This is a genomic window from Planococcus alkaliphilus (assembly GCF_057031095.1).
Window position 1 is genome coordinate 2,231,562 of record NZ_CM168060.1, and the last position, 21,605, is coordinate 2,253,166.

Genomic DNA, 21,605 nt, shown 5'->3' on the forward strand with positions numbered 1-21,605 from the left:
TTACTTCGCCTCCTTCTTCTTAGCCGCGCGCAGCAGGAATAGACGGATGATGTATCCTGATGCTACAAAGAAAATAATAACGGCAATAACAATTTCTACAATTTCAAGCGGAATGCCCGCAGCATTCGGCATATTAAGTGCCCCGTATTTCAAAGAGCCAAATAGTGTTGCACCAAAAATAACGCCGAGTGGAGTATTCATTCCAAGCAAGGCTACAGCGATACCATCAAATCCGATACCCGTAAATCCAGCTTTAGAAGATACATATTCGAATGTTCCAAGAGCTTCCATTGCACCGCCAAGGCCGGCAAATGCCCCTGAAATGACCATTGCCAAAATGATGTTTTTGTTTACATTCATTCCAGCGTATTGAGAAGCGTTGTGGTTGAACCCTACTGCTTTCAACTCAAAACCAAGCGTAGTTTTTTCTAGAATGAACCACATCACCCCAACCATCACTAAGGCAATGACGATACCAAAATGCAGACGGGAGAATTCAGTCAAGTTCTCGAGGAACTCTGAACGTAATGAAGCACTGGCGAAAATGGATTCTGTTCGGTCTCCACCGCCAGATACTGTTTTAATCAACGCATTGGTTGTATGAAGTGCAATATAGTTCATCATAATTGTGACGATAACTTCATGCACATGGAATTTCGCTTTTAAGAGACCCGGAATGAATCCCCAAATTGCCCCTGCTGCTGCCGCTGCTAAAATCGCTAGCGGCAAGTGGATAATCATAGGCAGTTCAACAGCTACCCCGACGTACGCGGCAGCGAACCATCCAACGATCAATTGCCCTTCAACACCGATATTGAACAAGCCCGAACGGAAAGCAAATGCTACCGCAAGCCCTGCAAGTAAATAGGGCGTAATTTGGCGGATTGTTTCTCCGATTGTGTATAGGTCACCGAAAATCCCGTTCCATAAAGCGGCATAGCCATCGATTGGATTATAGCCACTGACCAACATGATGATTGCTCCGACTATTAAACCAAGAATTACGGAAATGACGGGGACCAGTATATTTGTTGCTTTAGTCGACATGCTGATCCTCCTTATGATTAGAACCTCGAACGGCATGCCCTGCCATCAGCAAGCCCAATTCCTGTTCTGTCGTTTCTTCTGGACGTACCGTATCTACAATTTCACCGTCATGGATAACGGCAATACGGTCGGATACGTTCATGACTTCATCCAATTCGAACGAGATCAATAGAACCGCTTTTCCGTTATCCCTCTGTTCAATCAAACGGCTATGGATAAACTCAATCGCCCCTACGTCTAATCCCCGTGTTGGCAAGGCCGCTATCAGCAGTTCAGGATTCCGGTCAACTTCACGGCCGATAATCGCTTTTTGCTGGTTACCGCCTGATAATGCCCGTGCAGGTTCGTGCGGTCCTTGAGTCCGGACATCGTACGCTTCAATGATTGCTTTCGCTTTTTCATCAATCTTGTTGTAATCGATGATGCCATTTTTTGAAATCGGCTGTTGATAATAAGTCTGCAATGAAATATTATGGCCGATTGGGAAATCCAATACCAAACCGTGTTTATGCCGATCCTGAGGAATATGGCCAACACCCGCTTCAGTTACTTTGCGCGGTTTTAATCCGGTAATGTTCTTGCCGTGGAGCGAAATTGTTCCGCTCTTTACTTTGCGCAGCCCGGTAATCGCTTCAATCAATTCTGACTGACCATTTCCGTCTATACCGGCAATTCCGACAATTTCACCTGCACGGACATCCAAATTAAGATTCTTGACCTTTGCTACTCCGCGATAGTCATCGACGACTAAATTTTTGACGCTTAGAATATTGTCTTTAGGAGACGCTGGACTTTTCACTGTTTTAAATTCCACTTGGCGCCCAACCATTAAAGAAGCCAGCTCTTGCGGATTGGTCTCAGACGTGATTACAGTGCCGATGCCTTGCCCTTTTCTAATAACGGTAACGCGATCGGAAACATCCATGATTTCTTTAAGTTTATGCGTAATCAAGATGATGGATTTGCCTTCCGCAATCAACCGCTTCATAATCTGGATCAATTCCGTGATTTCCTGAGGCGTCAAAGAAGCAGTCGGCTCATCGAAAATTAAAATTTCTGCACCGCGGTACAAAGTTTTTAAAATTTCGACACGCTGCTGCATGCCAACCGAAATATCTTCGATGATAGCGTATGGATCGACGTTCAACCCGTACTGTTCAGAAAGAGCTTGAACTTTTTTGGCTGCGTCTTTTTTGTTGGTCACTCCGTATTTAGTCGGTTCACTTCCCAGAATGATGTTTTCAGTTACTGAGAAATTTTCGACTAGCATAAAGTGCTGGTGCACCATGCCGATTCCTAAATCATTTGCTACGTTCGGGTCTGAAATGTCCACTTTTTCTCCGCGCACTCGAATCTCGCCGCCTTCAGGCTGGTAAAGGCCGAACAGCACGTTCATTAAAGTTGATTTCCCTGCCCCATTCTCTCCCAATAACGCATGGATTTCGCCTTTTTTAAGTTGCAGCGTTATATTGTCATTGGCAACGAATGTCCCAAATTCTTTGCGAATATTGAGCATCTCGATTACATATTCCATTGTTTTCACTCCTTCGAAAACTGGTAACTTAATATTTGTTTAAAATTAATACATGAAAGGCTTTTGCTGAGAAAAGCCTTTCATCTAATAATTCATAAAAATAGGCGAAAAAAAATCATAAAGGCCGGTAAGACCGGCCTTTATGATGACCGTATTGAGGAATGCTTAGTTTTCTAGAGTTTCAGGAACGACGATTTCGCCGCTAGCAATTTTCTCTTTGTACTCGTCAATTTTAGCCATAACGTCTTCTGTGATTGCTCCGCGTGAATCCGCAAGGCCAACACCGTCTTCAGCCAAACCGTAAGTCAATGTTTCGCCGCCAGGGAAGTTGCCTTCCATCGCTTGGTTTGAAATGTCGATTACTGCTTGGTCTACACCTTTAAGAACTGAAGTAAGTGTTACGTTAGCATCGCCGACTTGACCTTCGTCGTATTGGTCAGCATCTACACCGATAACCCAGATGTTTGTATCCGGATCTGCTTCTTTGCGTTCTTTCGCTTCAGTGAATACCCCGTTGCCTGTTCCGCCAGCTGCGTGGAATACGATATCCGCTCCAGCAGAGTACATGCGGTTAGCTGTTGTTTTACCTAATTCCGCTTTATCAAAAGCACCTGTATATTGTACATCGACTTCAACTGCAGGATCTGCAGCTTCAACGCCTGCTAGGAAACCAGCTTCAAAGCGCTCGATTACTGGAATTTCCATTCCGCCAACAAAACCAACTTTGCCAGTTTCAGTCATAAGAGCTGCTGCTACACCCGCAAGGAATGCACCTTCTTGCTCTTTGAACAATACGCTGGCTACGTTTGGAGCGTCAACGACAGCATCGATAATGGCAATTTGAGCGTCCGGCTGCTGTTCAGCGATTTCTTTAACAGCGCCTTCCATCAAGAACCCAATTCCATAAACGACGTCGAAGTCACGACGGATCAAGTTGTTTAAGTTCGTATTATAGTCTGCATCAGAAGCCGACTGGAGATAGTCAAATCCGCCGTCTCCTTTTTCAAGGCCATTTTCTTCCCCAAACGCTTGCAAACCTTCCCAAGCTGATTGGTTGAATGATTTATCATCCACACCGCCGACATCTGTAACCATTGCTACTGAGAAGTCGCTTGTTTCTTCTGAACTTCCGCCGTCGCCAGATCCAGTGTCACCGTTTGAAGTATCTTCGTCGCTGCCGCACGCAGCAAGCATTGTTCCCGCTGCAAGCATTAAAGATAGACCTAGACCAAATTTACGTTTCGTCAATGTAATAACCCCCTGAGGTATGTTTGATATTAGCAGGAATTTGCCGTTTTACACACGTTTTCGAACTACATGAAAACTAAACTTATCAGCTCTGAAGTAATTCTTTGAGTAAAGCACCACACGATCGTCCTCATCGTAGTGGAGCTGTTTTAACACCAATAATGCTGTTTCCGGATCGCATTCAAGAATCGGCGACGCATCTTCATGGTATCCGATTGGATCGATGAATGTGACCGCATAGGCAATGCGGGTTTCTCCGGACTCTTCTATCGCTGAGAAGATCGAGCTTTCTTTGCGTCCGAGAAAATCAGCCGGCAGATAAGCCGCTGGCACTTTGTCGATGCAATAGACGACAGGTTCACCATTTGCCGTTCGGACGCGTTCAATAGTAATTATGGATTCATCGGCATCGCAATGAAAGCGTTTTATATCTTCTTCGGACGAAAGGCTCTCACCGGTGCTTAGATAAATCACGCCGGGTTCCATGCCTGCCTGGCGAATCATGTCGGAGACGCTTGTCAATTGTTCGATGCCTGTCGAAAATACAGGTTTTGGATTGACAAAAGTCCCGACGCCATGCCGCCTTACGATAATATTATCTTCTTCCAATAACCGCAGTGCTTCTCTTAAAGTCGCACGGCTGACTCCAAGTGATTTCGCAAGTTCGAACTCGGATGGCAGCTTCTCTTTCTCTTTGTACAATCCGGCCGCAATGTCTTGCTTCATTCGATCAATCACTTGAAGGTACAACGCTCGATGATCCGATTTAATTGTCATAAGACTCACCACCAATGACAGAGATCAGACATCTGATGTAAAACATTCCTACTAATCAAAATTACTATAACACTTATTCTAGACGAAATAAATAGTCTTTTGTCGAATTTCGCGAATTTTCATTGCAAATATTTCATTCGATGTAATCAGATTGTCACAAAAATTCTGATATTTCCTTAATATTCCTCCTGCTTTGGAACTAAAACAGTTCGCGGTTTGCTGCCTTCATAAGGGCCTACTACTCCCCGCTGTTCCATCTGGTCAATGATTCTTGCGGCTCTTGAATAGCCGACCCGGAAGCGGCGCTGCAGCATGGAAACAGAAGCAGTCTGCATTTCTGATACGAGCTGCACAGCTTCGTCATAGATTTCGTCGGTCTCGTCGTCAATCGCTGCTTCTTCGACCTCAGACGGAATCATGTCTTCCTGGTATTGGGCTTTCTGCTGTTCAATAGCAAAGTCCACGACTTTTTCAACTTCTGAATCCGACAAGAACGCGCCTTGAACCCGAACCGGTTTTGATTGGCCTGCTCCTAGGAACAGCATATCACCCCGGCCCAGCAATTTTTCCGCTCCGCCCATGTCCAAAATCGTCCGGGAGTCAATCGCAGAAGAAACCGCAAAAGCGATCCGCGAAGGGATATTGGCTTTAATGACACCGGTAATGACGTTAACGCTCGGACGCTGCGTGGCGATGATCAAATGGATGCCTGCTGCACGGGCCATCTGCGCTAAACGGGTAATGGCGTCTTCCACTTCATTGGAAGCGACCATCATCAAGTCCGCTAATTCGTCAACAATGACAACGATAAACGGAAGCTTGGGATGCTTTTCTTCGTTCTCTTCATTGAAAATCCGGACATAATCGTTATAGCCTTCGATATTCCGTGTGCCGGTATGCGAGAACAGTTCATAGCGGCGCTCCATTTCTGAAACGATTTTTTTCAATGCCTGGGCCGCCTTGCGCGGATCCGTTACGACCGGCGCCAACAAATGGGGAATGCCATTGTAGACGTTCAATTCCACCATTTTCGGGTCAATCATCATCATTTTCACTTCATGCGGCTTTGCACGCATAATGATGCTGGTGATGATGCCGTTGATGCAGACAGACTTACCGCTCCCTGTAGAACCTGCTACTAATAAATGGGGCATTTTATTCAGTTGCGTCATTACGGCTTGTCCAGTTACGTCACGGCCAAGGCCAAAGAGCAATTTAGCATCCGGCTTGTTATTTTCTTCTGATTCCAGTACTTCACGCAAACTGACAATGGCCACTTCCGAATTAGGCACTTCGATGCCGATGGCCGATTTTCCAGGGATTGGCGCTTCAATGCGGATATCCCGGGCTGCAAGAGCAAGTGCCAAATCATCGTGCAGACTGACAATCTTGCTTACTTTTACGCCTGTGTCCGGAAGCACTTCATATTTTGTCACAGCGGGCCCTAAATGGACTTGCGTCACTTTTGCGCGCACCCCGAAGCTTTGGAAGGTTTTTTCAAGCTTCTTGGCGTTTTTCTGGATGCCTGCATATTCGCCGCTTTGGTCGCTGTGCGGCGGCAAGGTCAACAAATCGATCGGCGGAAGCTGGTATTCTTCATTTTCCATTTCTTCATGCGTAGACATGAGTTTAACTTCCCCGTCATCTGAACTTTCCAGTTCCGGTTCAACCGGAGCCGCTTCAACTTTTTTCGGTTTTACATTTTCAGTAAATGCTGAAATGATCGGTTCTTCATGTACATCGGGGTAAACCGTTTCTTCGTCGTCGTATTCCAATGCTTCATCGACTTCAATGACTTGTTCCGGCTCTTCCAGCTTTGCTGCTTTTTTCCGCGGCGCTGCAAGGCGCTTCGTTTTTGGCTGTTTCAAGCGAACCAATAAGCCGTCTATTACCGGGCGCATGCTTGGGATTTTTTCTGCAATATAAGGTGCAGCAGTTTTCCCTGTTAAAATGATTGCTCCAATCGAAAGAAGAAGGATGGCAATAATCCATGTTCCGGCTGTATCAAACAATACATGGAACAGTGCATATAAGAAACCGCCGAATAAACCGGCGCCGCTGGCATCATAGCTTTGCCAAATCGAACCCGTCAATTGGGTGGACTTAATCGTTTCGGCTATCACATTGTTGGAAGTGAGCGGCAAAATGGAACCTGCTGCATAGACCAAGTGGCAAATCAACGCAATGCCCGTCAAAATGAACAGCGAACTAACTGCCGTCTTCAGCTTTGGCTTCGGCCATCTTCGACGTACCATGACGTGGATGGCTGTGAAGAGCAAAGCCAGCGGTATAAGAAACGCTAAGTTGCCCATTAAAAGTTCTGCCGTATTTAAAAGCATTTTTCCGATGATTCCTAATTGAAATGCCATAAGTACTGAAAGTACAATTAATAGCAAACCGATGACTTCATAGCCAATAGGAGGAAACTGCTGTTTTTTCTTCGATGCCGGTTTTTTCTTTTTCTTGTTTCTTGCTGGAGTCCGCGGCATTTTGATCCCTCATTTCCTTCATTTTTAAGAAAAGCGCAATCTCTTTATCAAGGTTTCAAACTCGACTGAGAGCCGTAAATTCATTTGCGCCTTATCTTATTTCGTAAGCATTGAAAAAGGATTTCCACCGTGTCAGACGGTTTGGAAATCCTTTCACTTTTACTCTCTTAATATTCCATAATAATCGGGATGATCATTGGGCGGCGCTTTGTCTGTTGGAATAAATAAGAATTCAAAGTGTCGCGAATTTCCTGTTTAATATTATTCCATTCAAAAGCATCTTTAATGACGTACTTCTCGACTACTTTCCGTACTAACTGTGTAGATTCTTCCATTAATTGTTCTGATTCGCGGACATAGACGAATCCTCTTGAAATCATTTCTGGCCCTGAAGCAATTTTCTTTTCTTTGCGGTTCAAGGTCACAACAACGATGAAAATCCCGTCTTGCGACAATAATTTGCGGTCGCGAAGGACAATATTGCCGACGTCTCCGATTCCAATGCCGTCAATCAGGACATTCCCGGCAGTAACGCGCCCACTCATCCGTACTTTGCCATCTTTGTATTCGACGATATCGCCTTTATCTGCAATGAAAATATCCGATTTGTGCATGCCGACTTGCTGGGCCAATTTAGAATGTGCAATTAACATTTTGTATTCGCCTTGGATGGGGATGAAATATTTTGGTTTCATCATGTTAAGCATCATTTTTAAATCTTCTTGGCTGCCGTGTCCGGATACGTGGACTTTCTTGCTGGACGTTAAAACATTCGCGCCGGCTTTCGCCAATTTATTCATTGTTTGGAACATCGGCACTTCCATGCCTGGAGATGGTGTAAATGTAATTAAAACGGTATCCGTCTCTTTGATCTTCACATCTTTATGCTGTTTGCGGACCATTTTATCCAATGCCTCTAGAGGCTCACCTTGATTCCCTGTAACAATGATGACCACTTCTTCATCATTGTAGTTTTCAAGGTCTTTCAATGAAATGACTGTGTCTTCATGGACTGTCAAATAGCCTAATCGCAATCCTACTTCATAGCTGCTTTCCAAGCTTTTCCCAGCAACTGCAACTTTTTTGCCTGTCGCATGCGCTGTATCGAAAACTTGTTGGATCCGTATGAAGTTCGATGAATACAAGGAAACGAGAATGCGCCCTTGAGCTGCGATAAACGCAGACAGCAAATGATCTGCAATGACCGTTTCAGAAGTCGTATAGCCTGGGCGTTCCGCTTCTGTGGAATCAGAAAGAAGCATCAAGACGCCGTCTTCACCAAGTTTCGCCATTTTCGCGATATCTGGCTTGTAGCTGCCTTTAGCCGACTGATCAAATTTGAATTCCCCGGTATGGACGATTGCACCTTCAGATGTATGGAAGACAATTCCTAAAGCATCCGGGATACTGTGCGTTGTATGGAAAAACGTCACATGGGTTTTATCGAAATTCATCCGGCTCTTGTTCGTTACTTCGAAGAACTTCACTTGTTTTAATGAACCTTGCTCTTTCACATGCTCTTTAGCTAATGCGATCGTCAATTTAGATCCATAAACAGGAGCCTGTACTTTTTTCAGCAAGTAAGCGATTGAACCGATAGCATCTTCATGCCCGTGAGTCAGGAAAATCCCTTTTACGCGATCTTTATTTTCTTCTAAAAACGTAATATCCGGAATAACGATATCGATGCCCAGCATTTCATCTTCCGGGAACATCAATCCGCTGTCTACGACAAATAGATCTTCATCAATTTCAATGACATACATCGCTTTTCCAATTTCGCTGACTCCGCCGAGCGGAATAACTCTGATTACTTCATTTTTAACTTTACTCAAATTATTTCCTCCTAAAATTCACCCGTACACATCCATAGACTTTATTATACGGGAATCACTGGTAACAGTCCAAAGAAAAAAAATAAACCGAACGGCTGTCCGGTTTATATTCCCCCTATTTTTCTAAAGTAACCTTAGATGATTTCCTGTTCAATCATCGATTCGGCAATTTGAACCGAGTTTAAGGCTGCCCCTTTAATCAAGTTATCGGCAACTACCCATAAATGGAATCCGCGCGGGTTATCCAAGTCTTGGCGCACTCTTCCAACAAACACTTCGTCTTTGCCGGCAGCCATTAGCGGCATCGGGTAAACCTGGTTGGAAGGATCGTCCAGCAATACGACGCCAGGCGCCTCGGCCAAAGCTTTTTTCACTTCGTCAATTGTCGGTGCACCGGATAGTTCGACGTAAACGGATTCGGAGTGGCCTGTCACAACCGGTAAACGGACGCACGTAGCAGCTACTGATAAGTCAGCGTCATGCATGATCTTTTTCGTTTCGTTGATCATTTTCATTTCTTCAAATGTATAGCCATTGTCCGTAAACTGATCGATCTGCGGAATCGCATTGAAAGCGATCGGGAAATGCCGTTCGGCTGATTTTACCGGCAAGACTTTTGCTTCTGCATTCGGTGCATTTTCAAAGTCTGCAGCTTGGTTTTTCAACTCATTGATTGCTGCTAGCCCAGCACCAGAAACGGCTTGATACGTCGATACCACCACTTTTTTAAGACCATATTGCTCTTTTAATGGCTGCAGCGCGCAGACCATTTGGATGGTGGAGCAATTCGGGTTCGCAATAATGCCCTTATGTAAAGTTAAATCTTCTTTATTCACTTCCGGCACTACAAGCGGCACTTCTTTATCCATCCGAAAAGCGCTTGTATTATCAATGACGACCGCTCCGCGCTTCACTGCTTCCGGGGCAAACTTTTCAGAAATGCTTCCGCCGGCACTGAAAAGTGCAATATCGATTTCTTCGAAAGATTCCGGGACCGCTTCCTGGATGATATGTGTTTTTCCATTAAATTCGATTTTTTGGCCTGCTGAACGACTAGATGCTAAAAATACAATCTCTTTTACCGGGAAATTCCTTTTTTCCAGTTGTTCTTTCATCTGTTGTCCAACTGCTCCTGAGGCTCCCATAATTGCTACATTATATGTTTTCACAAAATTCGCTCCTTATTCATTGATTGGCGTTATTGTACCATAATTCACCCTGATAAAGCAGTGAATTCCAAACAAAAAATGCTTCCTTAAGTTAAGGAAGCATTTTTGGCACGTATGATCGAAATGGCAGGATTCTCAATCAATAAACTCATCAAGTTTTGGACTTTATCAGTAGTCACTTGTTCAATCAACTGGATAATTTCTTCATGGGATTGATGCCTTTGCAATAATAATTCATTTTTCCCGTTACGGCTCATCCGGGAGGAAGTGCTTTCCAAACCAAGAATGACATTGCCTTTTAGCTGTTCTTTTGTGTCTTCGACTTCTTCACGAGTCAGACCGTCCGCTTTAATTGCTGCCAGTGTATCTAAAATCACTTCCTGCAACTCCGGCATCTGTTCATTTGAAGTGCCTCCGTAAATTGCTAAGGCCCCATGGTCAGAATAAGCGGAATGGTAGCTATAGATGGAATACGCAAGCCCCCGCTCCTCCCGAATTTCCTGGAATAGGCGCGAGGACATGGAACTGCCAATGACATTATTCAATACCGCCAAATTAAAAATATCAGGATGCTGCATCGATAATCCCGGATACCCTAGACAAAGATGGCCTTGTTCGGTCTCTTTATTTTTAAACGAGTGGCCGGCAGTAAAATCGGGCAGCACGTAATTTTTCGGCAGATTCGTTCTGTTAAATCCACCGAATAGCTTCTCGATCAATCGGATCAATTCCGGAGTAATGTTCCCTGCTACCGAAATCACCGTATTTTGAGGAGTGTAATGGCGTTCCATGAAATCTTCGATCTTTTCTTTTGTGAAACTTTGCAGCGTCTGGACAGTGCCGAGAATCGGCGCACCGATTGAATGTCGCGGATACATGACTTTCCACAATTGCTCATGGACATCGTCATCCGGCATATCTTCGGTCATGCTGATTTCTTCCAAAACAACTTGCCGCTCTTTCTCAATCTCAACCGGATCCATTTTCGAATTGAAAAACATATCCGCGAGCACTGTCACCGCAAGTTCTGCATGATGGTCAAGCACTTTTGCGTAGTAGCACGTGTATTCTTTTGATGTATAGGCATTCATGTCTCCGCCAATGCGGTCAAATTCCCGGGCAATCTGCTTTGCAGACCGTGTTTCAGTTCCTTTGAACAGCATATGTTCAATGAAATGCGTCAATCCATTTTCTTCTGGCAGTTCATCTCTCGAACCGGCATTCACAAAAACCCCGACGGCCACTGAACGAAAATGCGGAATCTTTTCAGAAACGATCCGTAGCCCGTTTCCGCATACATGTGTATTTACCAAATTTAATTTCCCCCTCAGTTAAAAAAAGCGCCAGCGCTCTCTATACCGTATAGCTTAAAATTAAACTCACAGCTTTAAAATCCTGAGCGCTGATGCTTGGATGCATCCTCGAATGCTTCCATTCTTAACTATGCTGTCATTTGAAAAAAATTGCCAACATATGTTGGCAATTTTTTTTGAGTACTTATTGATTTTCTTTTTCAGCTGCTTCTTTTTCTTCTTTCAAGACCACTTTGCGAGAAAGGTTGACGCGTCCTTGACGGTCGATTTCAATGACCTTCACTTTAACGACTTGGTCCATTTTCAGGACATCTTCAACTTCCTTCGTCCGTTCTTCCTGAATTTCAGAAATGTGAAGAAGTCCGTCTTTGCCAGGGAATAGTTCGACAAAAGCACCGAATTTCTCAATTCGCTTCACTTTGCCTTCATAGTATTCTCCGACTTTCGCTTCACGTACAATATTTTCGATCATTGCTTTAGCTTTTGCGTTCATTTCTTCATCTACAGAAGAAATGAAGATTGTGCCGTCTTGCTCCGTATCGATCTTAACGCCAGTTTCATCAATGATTTTGTTGATGACTTTACCGCCAGGTCCGATAACATCGCGGATCTTATCAGGATTGATCTTAACCATGATAATTTTCGGTGCGTACTTAGAAAGCGTCGTTCTTGGTTCAGCAATTGTCGCAAGCATCGATTCCAGGATGTGAATCCGTCCGATTTGCGCTTGTGTCAACGCTTCTTCCAAAATTTCGCGGGATAAACCGTCAATTTTAATATCCATCTGAAGCGCTGTGATCCCTTTTGCTGTGCCGGCCACTTTAAAGTCCATATCGCCAAGATGGTCTTCCATCCCTTGGATATCCGAAAGAACTGTATAGTTGTCGCCTTTTTTCACAAGGCCCATTGCAATACCCGCAACCGGAGCTTTTAAAGGTACACCTGCATCCATCATCGCAAGCGTTGATGCACAGATACTTGCTTGGGAAGTAGAACCGTTTGATTCCAATACTTCCGCAACAAGGCGGATTGTGTATGGGAAATCTTTTTCGTTCGGAATGACCGCTTCAAGCGCACGTTCACCAAGTGCTCCGTGTCCGATTTCACGGCGTCCCGGCCCGCGAAGGAATCCAGTTTCACCTACCGAGAACAACGGGAAGTTGTAATGGTGCATAAAGCGTTTTGTATCTTCAATACCAAGGCCGTCGATGATTTGAACATCGCCTAAAGCGCCTAACGTACAAATGCTCATTGCTTGAGTTTGTCCACGAGTGAATAATCCAGAACCGTGCGTACGGTTCAAGATGCCCACTTCAGAAGATAATGGGCGGATTTCAGAAGGTGTACGGCCATCCGGACGGATTTTTTCGTCCGTAATCAGGCGGCGCACTTCGTCTTTGACCATTTTATCAAGAATTTGGCCGGCTTGTTTCTTAACAGCCTCATCTGATTCTTCATAAGCAGCTAAAGCGCGTGCTTTCACTTCATCAATCGCTTCATTACGGGCTTGTTTTTCATTGATTTGGACTGCTGCATTCATTTCAGCTTCCACCGCTTCTTTAAGTGTAGCCGTCAATTCTGCATCCAATTCATACAGCTGGATTTCCGTTTTTTCTTTGCCGATTTCAGCTGCAATCTGTTCTTGGAAAGCGATCAAGTTCTTGATTTCTTCATGGCCGAACATGATGGCTTCTAGAATGACGTCTTCTGAAACTTCTTTCGCTCCAGCTTCTACCATATTAATGGCATCTTTCGTACCAGCAACTGTCAAGTTGATCGAACTTTGCTCAAGCTGTTCGTTTGTCGGGTTGATGATGTATTCGCCATCGATTAAACCAACGATAACGCCTGCAATCGGGCCATCAAATGGAATGTCGGAAATCATCAATGACAGTGAAGAACCGAACATAGCAGCCATTTCAGACGGGCAGTCCTGATCCACTGACATCACCATCGAAATCACTTGGACTTCGTTACGGAAACCGTCTGGGAATAGCGGACGGATTGGACGGTCGATTAAACGGCTTGTCAAGGTCGCTTTTTCAGAAGGACGCCCTTCACGTTTAATGAATCCACCCGGTATTTTGCCGACTGCGTATAGACGCTCTTCATAGTTTACAGTCAATGGGAAGAAATCTAATGGTTTTGGCGTTTTTGATGCCGTTGCAGTAGAAAGCACTGCTGTATCGCCGTAACGGATTAAAGCAGCTCCGTTTGCTTGTTTTGCCAATTGGCCAACTTCAACTTGCAATTCGCGGCCGGCCCAATCGAATGAATAGACTTTTTTCGTTTGCTCCATAATCGAGCTCCTCTCTCTTACAATGTTTCACTATATGTATCCAATAGTCGTGTATCTAGTGTATCAAAAATCCATTCGGAGTGCGATTGAATGAGATAAAATTTATCCATAAAGAAAAAGCGGGACGAATCCCGCTTTTACTAATTGCTATTATCGGCGTAAGCCTAATTTTGAGATTAACTCGCGGTAGCGTGCTACATCGTTCTCGCGCAAGTATTTAAGCAAGTTACGACGGCGACCTACCATTTTGAATAGACCACGACGTGAGTGATGATCTTTCTTGTGAGTACGTAAGTGCTCGTTCAAGTTGTTGATGTCTTCTGTAAGAATGGCGATTTGAATTTCTGCAGACCCAGTATCAGTGTCATGCACTTTGTATTCATTGATCAATTCATTTTTACGTTCTTGAGTGATTGCCATACTGTTTCCACCTCCTAATTTCTAATATCCCCAATTACTGAGCAAACGTTGGTGATTCGATTTGCCAAGCAACGGTTCGTACGTTTTCAGTACTTTTAAATGATAGCATAAGACATTTCCAAAATCAACTCTGCGTCTTATTTCTCCTCGGCAAAGTATGCAATCGCCGTTTCTTTGTCTTTCTGGATTTGCGCCTTCAGTTCGTCGATGCCCGAGAATTTCCGTTCATCTCGGATGCGCAGCAGCCAGTCCACATCTACCATCTCGCCATAAATATTCTTATCGAAATCGATGATGTAAACTTCGATGGTATTTTTCTTAATCTCTGGATTATTGAAAGTCGGTTTATAGCCTACATTGCATACACCGTTGTAAAATTGGCCCTGTACTTGGATCCTTACTGCATATACGCCGCGGCCAGGCACAAAAGTACCAATTTCCGGTTCCACATTGGCCGTCGGAAATCCGATTGTTCTTCCGCGCTTATCCCCGTTCACAACCGTTCCGGAAATTCGGTACGGCCGGCCGAGGAGACCGCTCACTTCTTTAACATCTCCTGTTTTCAACAAGCTGCGGATGCGGGTGGAACTGATCTTTTCTTCAGCTTCCACTTGCTTTTCGATCGTCGTAACAGCAAAAAAACCTTCGCCTTTTTGTTGCATTGTCTCCATATTGCCTTTTCCTTTGCTGCCGAAAGAATAATCAAACCCGGCAGTGACATGGACCACATTCAGGCCTTTAATGAAATGGTCAATAAATTCATCGGGGCTTAATTGCGCAAAATCCGATGTAAACCGGACAATAAAGCAAATATCCACGTTCATTGACTCAAGGATTTCCATTTTCTTTTGCAGCGGCGTGATATAAAAAACTTCTTCTTTTCTGCCGCCGAGAACCACGGAAGGATGCGGATCGAATGTCATGACCGCTGATTTGATGTTCAATTTTTTCGCTTGGGCAATCGCTTCCCCAATTACGCGCTGATGCCCTCTATGTACGCCGTCAAAAAATCCAAGCGCGAGTGATATGGGACCGAATGGCGCATCCGGCTCAATATGATTTGGATAACTTAAATGAATTATTTCCATCTTACACCTCATCCATCTTCGGATAACCGAACATTTTTTCAGGCTTCATTTTGTCCGCTTTTTCCGGGTGGCGCTTGTAAAGTGCCAGCGGCTCGCCGCCTACGGTGAAAACAAGGAATTCATGTTCTTCCATTAACGGATGGCGGTTTAGAACTTGCCCATTTTTAACTGCAAAAAGATCTTTATGATCGATTTCAAAAAACGGAAAGTTGCTAAGCCCGTAACTTAACGGTTTCAAAATTGTGCCGATAGCTCCATTTTGAGCAAGTTCCTCCACTTCGGCAAGTGTTTTGCAATCTCTCACATCAAATTTTCCGGAAGCAGTCCGCGTAAGTTTTGACATATGTGCCGGATAACCTAGCTTTTCCCCTATCTGAACTGCCAGTGTCCGGATGTATGTCCCTTTACCGCATTGGATGCGAATGGAGAATTTCAGCTCTTGGCCGCTCCACTGTTCATCTTCATCAAGCAGTTCAATAGAGTCGATGCGGACGATGCGTTTTGGCCGCTCGACAGGAATGCCTTGACGTGCGTATTCATAGAGTTTTTTGCCATTCACTTTCACAGCAGAATACATGGGTGGAATTTGTGTAATCTCTCCTGTTAAGGCTTCTAGTGCTTCAAGTAATTGCTTTCGCGTCAAAACCTTATCTGAAGGGTCTGATTCTACGAGCGCTCCGGTAGCATCTTCTGTTTCTGTCGAAAAGCCGATTGTCACTTCCGCTTCATATGTTTTGCCTTGATCCGTGATGTATTCAGCCACTTTAGTGGCTCTGCCGATGCAGATTGGCAAGACTCCATCGACTTCAGGATCCAATGTTCCTGTATGTCCTACTTTTTTTATTTTCAGGATTTTTCTTAATTTGAAGACGCAATCGTGTGACGTCATGCCTTTTTCTTTCCATAATGGAAGCACTCCGTTAATAGCCATTACTTGCCAACCCCTTTTTCAATATGTATAAAAAAAGCCTGCTTATCTATAGTAGACAGCAGGCTTTTACTAAGCTTAGGCGGTCAAACCCTTCCATATCCTCTATGGAAGAAGCGGCCGCCGGCAAAGTTGAACTTGCACTGATTTACTGCAATGCAATGGAAATCAATGAAATCCTTATTGGTCTTCTTTTGGTTCTTTAATATCACGCAAAAGTGAATCGATCCGATTTCCGTAAGCAACAGAAGTATCGAATTCAAAAGCTAGTTCAGGCGTTTTGCGCAAACGGATCCGTTGGCCAATTTCCGACCGAATAAACCCTTTTGACTTAGACAGCCCGAGCAAAGTCTGTTCTTTTGTTTTTTCATCACCTAGCACACTGATATATACGGTCGCTTGCTGCAAGTCTCCCGTCACTTCAACATCGGTTACAGTAACAAATCCGATTCTCGGGTCTTTCAATTTACGGCCGATGATATCGCTAAGCTCTTTTTTCATTTGCTCGCCTACACGATTTGAGCGCATTGTCATTGATTATTCACCTCGTTCTCACAAATATTCTTGATGAACTTCAAGACATTCCCATGCAGGATTGCTTTCCAAATAATAGAGCACTTGCGCCATTTCTTTATCTGCCACTTCTTTCGATGAAGAAACGGTGACAAAGGCGAGGCGCGTGCGCTGCCAGACATTTTGGTGGTCAATCTCTGCCGCTGAAACGTTGAATTTCTGCTTGGAACGGGTCAGCATGCTTTTTAATACTGCCCGTTTTTCTTTCAATGAATGCGCAACAGGAATGAAGAATTCACATTCCATGTAGAGGATCATTTACGTTCGATTTCTTCCATTACGAAGGCTTCAATAATGTCATTTTCTTTTACATCATTAAAGTTTTTAATCGTGATCCCGCATTCGTAGCCTTTTGCTACTTCTTTAGCATCGTCTTTGAATCGTTTCAATGTATCGATTTCACCTTCGAAAACGACAATTCCTTCACGAATGACGCGAACACCGCTATCACGCGTAATCTTGCCTTCAATTACATAGCTTCCGGCAATTGTTCCGACTTTAGAAACTTTGAACGTGCTGCGGACTTCTGCTTGGCCGATGACTTTTTCTTCAAACTCAGGATCAAGCAAGCCTTTCATAGCAAATTCAATTTCTTCAATTACTTTATAAATGATGCGGTGCAAGCGGATATCTACGCCTTCTGCTTCTGCCGCACGTTTTGCGTTCACGTCTGGACGGACGTTAAATCCGATCACGATTGCGTTCGAAGCAGCTGCGAGTGAAATATCGGATTCGGTGATCGCACCAGCGCCTGTATGGATGATTTTCACATTGACGCCTTCAACATCGATTTTCATAAGAGAAGCAGCCATCGCTTCAACTGCACCTTGAACATCAGCTTTAACAATTAGGTTCAATTCCTTCATTTCCCCTTGTTTCAACTGGTCAAACAAATTGTCGAGGGTAACACGTGTTTTTTCAGAACGCTGCACTTGAAGCGCAGAAGTTGCACGGGTTTCACCGACTTGGCGAGCCGTTTTCTCATCTTCAAACACAACAAAACGATCTCCTGCTTGAGGCACATCGTTCAATCCCGTAATTTCAACTGGGGTTGACGGGCCGGCATCTTTTACGCGGCGGCCAATATCATTGACCATTGCACGGACGCGTCCGTAAGTATTGCCGACAACAATCGGATCTCCTACGTTCAACGTACCATCTTGAACAAGCAAAGTAGCGACAGAACCGCGGCCTTTATCAAGTTCCGCTTCAATTACCGTACCGATAGCGCGGCGGGCTGGATTGGCTTTTAATTCTCCTACTTCAGATACAAGCAAGATCATTTCTAAAAGTGTATCGATTCCTTCGCCTTTCAAAGCAGAAATCGGTACAAAAATTGTATCTCCGCCCCACGCTTCAGGGACTAAACCATGCTCTGTCAATTCTTGCATGACGCGGTCAGGGTTAGCGCTTGGCTTATCCATTTTATTGACGGCAATGATGATTGGCACTTCTGCAGCTTTTGCGTGGTTGATCGCTTCTACAGTCTGCGGCATTACACCATCATCTGCAGCTACTACGATAATTGCAAGATCGGTTACTTTCGCTCCGCGCGCCCGCATCGTTGTGAACGCTGCGTGCCCTGGAGTATCAAGGAACGTAATTTTCTTGCCATTTTCTACGACTTGGTATGCACCAATATGCTGTGTGATCCCGCCGGCTTCGCCTGCAGTCACTTTTGTATGGCGGATTGAATCCAGTAAAGTTGTTTTACCATGGTCAACGTGGCCCATGATCGTTACAACTGGCGGACGCTCTTCATTCAGCGTTTCATTTTCTGCTTCGAAGTAAACTTCCAAGTCAGATTTATCGACGATGATTTCTTCTTCCACTTCCACTTCATACTCTGCACAAATCAATTCGATCGCATCTTTATCCAGCTCTTGGTTGATGGTTGCCATAACCCCAAGCATGAATAATTTTTTAATGATTTCAGAAGGCTCACGGCCTAATTTTTTCGCTAATTCACCAACTGTCAATGATTCAGAGAACGTAATTTTAGCTGGTAATTCTTTTTCTTTTTTAGGCATAGGCGGCATCGGATTTACTGGACGCTGCTGCTTTCCTTTATTGCGGTTGCGGTTTCCACCGCCGCCTGGACGGTTTGAATTGCGCTGTCCTGGACCCGCAGTCGGTTTTGCAGCTTTCGGCGTAAAGTTCGAGCCGGATTTTGCTGGCGCTGCCGGGCGTTGGCCATTTCCTTGTGAACGGGACTGCCCTTGGCTTGGTGAAGCTGGACGGGATTGCCCTTGCCCTGATGGACGGTTTTGTCCTTGTCCAGCCGGACGGGATTGACCCTGTCCTGATGGACGCGAACTGTTTTGTCCACCTTGTGGACGAGAACCTTGTCCGCCTTGCGGACTTTTTTGAGCGTGCTGTTGGCGCATTTGCGTTTGCTGTCCTTGCACAGATTTCTTATAAATGCCGTCCAATTTTGAAACAGCATTGTCCTCTAATGTAGCCATATGGTTGGCAACTTCAATATTTAGCTTTGATAACTGGTCAATAATCTCTTTTGTCGGTTTATCTACTTTTTTAGCGTATTCATGTACTCGAATTTTGGTCATCTGCTCACCCCCGGTTTTTTTCATCGAACAAGCTTATCAGTTTTTTAGCAAATCCTGAATCAGTGATCGCGATCACAACTCGTTCTTCTTTGCCGATTGCATGTCCAAGTTCGAAACGTGTTCCGAATACTCGAATCTCGACATCATACGATTTGCATTTGTCATGCAATTTCTTGCTCGTATTATCTGAAGCATCTTCAGACAATATGATTAATTTTGCGTTTCCATTGCGAACTTCGTTTACAGCCATTTCCTCACCAGTGGTGGTCATGCGCGCACGAGTCGCCAATCCTAATAATTGCAGGATTTTTTGATCATTCATTATTTCTTCAACTGCTCTCTGAGGACAACGCGAATTAATTCGGCGTAAATTTCAGCTGGAACTTTAACTTCCAATTGATTGTCCAAGACTTTCTTTTTCTGCGCCAAGGCGATTGCATCTTCCGATTTGGAAACATACGCGCCCCGGCCTGATTTCTTGCCCGTCAAGTCGACAAACACTTCGCCTTCTTTTGTACGGACAACTCGGATCATTTCTTTTTTAGGATGCATCTCGCCTGTAGCTACACACTTCCGAAGTGGAATTTTCTTTTGCAGAGCCAACCGACATCACCTTTTCTTTCTTATTCTTCTTCGTTGTAGAAATCGAAATCGTCCAATTCTTCTCCAGATTCGACCAACTCGATTGATGAGTTTTCATTCGGATAAATTCCCATTTCACGGGCATCCGTTTCACTCTTGATATCAATTTTCCAACCCGTCAATTTAGCAGCTAAACGTGCGTTTTGACCGCGCTTGCCAATTGCTAGTGAAAGCTGGTAATCCGGCACGACAACTGTTGTCGATTTTTCATCTTCATTGACTTGAACATCTAGAACTTTTGAAGGGCTAAGCGCATTCGCAACAAATACAACTGGCTCTTCCGACCATTCCACGATATCGATTTTTTCTCCGCTTAGTTCATTGACAATGGTTTGAACGCGTGCGCCTTTTGCTCCGACACACGAACCTACTGGATCGATGTCTTCACGGTGTGCGACAACAGAGATTTTCGAACGGTCTCCCGCTTCGCGTGCGATCGATTTGATTTCGACAATTCCTTCAAAAATTTCCGGAACTTCGTTTTCAAACAAACGGCGAAGAAGGCCTGGATGTGTACGGGAAACGAACACTTGCGGTCCCCGTGTCGTGCGCTCGACTTTAGTGATGTAAACTTTGATGCGGTCATGAGGCTGGTAAGACTCATTCGGCATTTGTTCAGTCTGAGGAAGCACGGCTTCCACTTTTCCAAGACCCACATAAAGATTGCGTGCGTCCGTCCGCTCTACAATTCCGTTAACGATATCATCAGCACGGTCAACGAATTCTTCGAAAATCAAACCACGTTCCGCTTCGCGTACGCGCTGCGTCACAACTTGCTTCGCTGTTTGGGCAGCAATGCGGCCAAAATCACGAGGCGTCACTTCTTCCTCTACAACATCGCCAAGTTCGTAAGCTGGGTTGATCGCTTTTGCATCTTCAAGCGAAATGTGAAGACGTTCATCTTCCACTTCTTCCATGACATCTTTGCGCGAATAGACGAGCATTGTACCGGTGCCCAAATTCAAATCTACACGAACGTTTTGTGCTTGGTTGAAATTACGCTTATACGCTGTTACTAAAGCAGCTTCAATCGCTTCAATCAGCACTTCTCTAGAAATCCCTTTTTGCTTTTCCAAAGCATCCAATGCTTCTAGCAGCTCATTGCTGCTGTTCTTGCTTGTTTTCTTGCTCTTAGCCATTAGTCAATTCACTCCCAAGTTTCTTCAATCAGGCTTCACAGAAAAGTCAATTGCCAGACGGATTACTGCAATTTTTTCCCGTGGAATCGCAATTGTTTTTCTGCGTGTTTTGATTTTAATTTCAATTTCTACTTGTTCCTCATTATACGATAGCAAATATCCTTCAAATTCTTTCGCGTCTTCAATCGGTTCATAGGTTTTGATGTAGATGAATTTTCCGCGGGCATTATCGAAGTCCTTGTCTTTTTTCAACGGACGTTCAGCTCCTGGAGAAGAAACTTCCAGGAAATAATTTTGCTCGATCGGATCGATTTCATCTAAGATTTCACTTAATTTTTCGCTGACCACTGCACATTGCTCAATATCAATCGGCGCTTCCGGATTATCTACAAACACCCGTAAAAACCAGCTGCGGCCTTCTTTTACAAATTCCACATCAACGAGTTCCAAATTTAGTTCTTCGATGATGGGCAAAGCTAGTTGTTCAATTTGTTCTGTAATTTTGCTCATACGTGCCTCCTGCCAAATTTATGCCAT

The 21,605-nt window shown here is 44.4% G+C and carries 19 protein-coding genes; all 19 read right to left on the reverse strand.

All coding sequences use genetic code 11. The features are described 5' to 3' along the window. Entirely contained in the window at positions 1-1,047 is a 1,047-nt protein-coding gene (locus AC2EXB_RS11970) for an ABC transporter permease (RefSeq protein WP_483601625.1), read from the reverse strand. Continuing rightward, positions 1,037-2,581 carry an ABC transporter ATP-binding protein gene (locus tag AC2EXB_RS11975; protein ID WP_483601626.1) on the reverse strand — a complete coding sequence of 515 codons (1,545 nt, stop codon included), beginning with the start codon at positions 2,579-2,581 and terminating at the stop codon, positions 1,037-1,039. Before AC2EXB_RS11975 ends, AC2EXB_RS11970 begins: the two co-directional genes overlap by 11 nt. A 165-nt stretch (positions 2,582-2,746) precedes the next feature. Then, positions 2,747-3,829, reverse strand: coding sequence for a BMP family lipoprotein (locus AC2EXB_RS11980; RefSeq protein ID WP_052651303.1), 1,083 nt, complete (start codon positions 3,827-3,829; stop codon positions 2,747-2,749). Positions 3,830-3,877: 48 nt separating this feature from the next. Further along, on the reverse strand, positions 3,878-4,606 hold the full coding sequence (locus AC2EXB_RS11985; RefSeq protein WP_052651302.1) for a GntR family transcriptional regulator: 729 nt from the start codon (positions 4,604-4,606) through the stop codon (positions 3,878-3,880). Between the two features lie 176 nt (positions 4,607-4,782). Then, the gene (locus AC2EXB_RS11990; RefSeq protein WP_483601627.1) at positions 4,783-7,095 is read right to left on the reverse strand and encodes a DNA translocase FtsK; all 2,313 of its coding nucleotides are present in this window, start codon (positions 7,093-7,095) and stop codon (positions 4,783-4,785) included. A 167-nt stretch (positions 7,096-7,262) separates the two neighbouring features. Then, the gene (locus AC2EXB_RS11995; RefSeq protein WP_235196556.1) at positions 7,263-8,930 is read right to left on the reverse strand and encodes a ribonuclease J; all 1,668 of its coding nucleotides are present in this window, start codon (positions 8,928-8,930) and stop codon (positions 7,263-7,265) included. Positions 8,931-9,064: 134 nt separating this feature from the next. Further along, on the reverse strand, positions 9,065-10,099 hold the full coding sequence (locus AC2EXB_RS12000; protein ID WP_483601628.1) for an aspartate-semialdehyde dehydrogenase: 1,035 nt from the start codon (positions 10,097-10,099) through the stop codon (positions 9,065-9,067). An 86-nt stretch (positions 10,100-10,185) separates the two neighbouring features. Beyond that, the gene (locus AC2EXB_RS12005; RefSeq protein WP_483601630.1) at positions 10,186-11,412 is read right to left on the reverse strand and encodes a M16 family metallopeptidase; all 1,227 of its coding nucleotides are present in this window, start codon (positions 11,410-11,412) and stop codon (positions 10,186-10,188) included. A 184-nt stretch (positions 11,413-11,596) separates the two neighbouring features. Beyond that, positions 11,597-13,711 (reverse strand): polyribonucleotide nucleotidyltransferase, encoded by a 2,115-nt coding sequence (gene pnp, locus AC2EXB_RS12010; RefSeq protein WP_483601631.1) that lies wholly within the window; start codon positions 13,709-13,711, stop codon positions 11,597-11,599. Positions 13,712-13,861: 150 nt separating this feature from the next. Continuing rightward, entirely contained in the window at positions 13,862-14,131 is a 270-nt protein-coding gene (gene rpsO / locus AC2EXB_RS12015) for a 30S ribosomal protein S15 (RefSeq protein WP_052651293.1), read from the reverse strand. Positions 14,132-14,268: 137 nt separating this feature from the next. Next, the gene (ribF, locus tag AC2EXB_RS12020; protein ID WP_483601633.1) at positions 14,269-15,219 is read right to left on the reverse strand and encodes a riboflavin biosynthesis protein RibF; all 951 of its coding nucleotides are present in this window, start codon (positions 15,217-15,219) and stop codon (positions 14,269-14,271) included. A gap of 1 nt (position 15,220) precedes the next feature. Next, a complete protein-coding gene (truB, locus tag AC2EXB_RS12025; RefSeq protein WP_483601634.1) occupies positions 15,221-16,150 on the reverse strand; it encodes a tRNA pseudouridine(55) synthase TruB in 930 nt (309 codons plus the stop codon). A 177-nt stretch (positions 16,151-16,327) separates the two neighbouring features. Beyond that, positions 16,328-16,681, reverse strand: coding sequence for a 30S ribosome-binding factor RbfA (gene rbfA, locus AC2EXB_RS12030; RefSeq protein ID WP_235196559.1), 354 nt, complete (start codon positions 16,679-16,681; stop codon positions 16,328-16,330). Positions 16,682-16,699: 18 nt separating this feature from the next. Then, on the reverse strand, positions 16,700-16,978 hold the full coding sequence (locus AC2EXB_RS12035; protein WP_235196560.1) for a DUF503 domain-containing protein: 279 nt from the start codon (positions 16,976-16,978) through the stop codon (positions 16,700-16,702). Further along, a complete protein-coding gene (gene infB / locus AC2EXB_RS12040) occupies positions 16,975-19,287 on the reverse strand; it encodes a translation initiation factor IF-2 (RefSeq protein WP_483601635.1) in 2,313 nt (770 codons plus the stop codon). Before infB ends, AC2EXB_RS12035 begins: the two co-directional genes overlap by 4 nt. Positions 19,288-19,291: 4 nt before the next feature. Further along, the gene (locus AC2EXB_RS12045; RefSeq protein WP_235196561.1) at positions 19,292-19,609 is read right to left on the reverse strand and encodes a YlxQ family RNA-binding protein; all 318 of its coding nucleotides are present in this window, start codon (positions 19,607-19,609) and stop codon (positions 19,292-19,294) included. Then, a complete protein-coding gene (gene rnpM, locus AC2EXB_RS12050; protein ID WP_483601636.1) occupies positions 19,609-19,890 on the reverse strand; it encodes an RNase P modulator RnpM in 282 nt (93 codons plus the stop codon). The genes AC2EXB_RS12045 and rnpM overlap by 1 nt, the downstream gene beginning before the upstream one ends. Positions 19,891-19,910: 20 nt before the next feature. Then, on the reverse strand, positions 19,911-21,068 hold the full coding sequence (gene nusA / locus AC2EXB_RS12055) for a transcription termination factor NusA (RefSeq protein ID WP_483601637.1): 1,158 nt from the start codon (positions 21,066-21,068) through the stop codon (positions 19,911-19,913). A gap of 24 nt (positions 21,069-21,092) precedes the next feature. Then, positions 21,093-21,578 carry a ribosome maturation factor RimP gene (gene rimP, locus AC2EXB_RS12060; RefSeq protein ID WP_251474345.1) on the reverse strand — a complete coding sequence of 162 codons (486 nt, stop codon included), beginning with the start codon at positions 21,576-21,578 and terminating at the stop codon, positions 21,093-21,095. Positions 21,579-21,605: the final 27 nt, after the last annotated feature.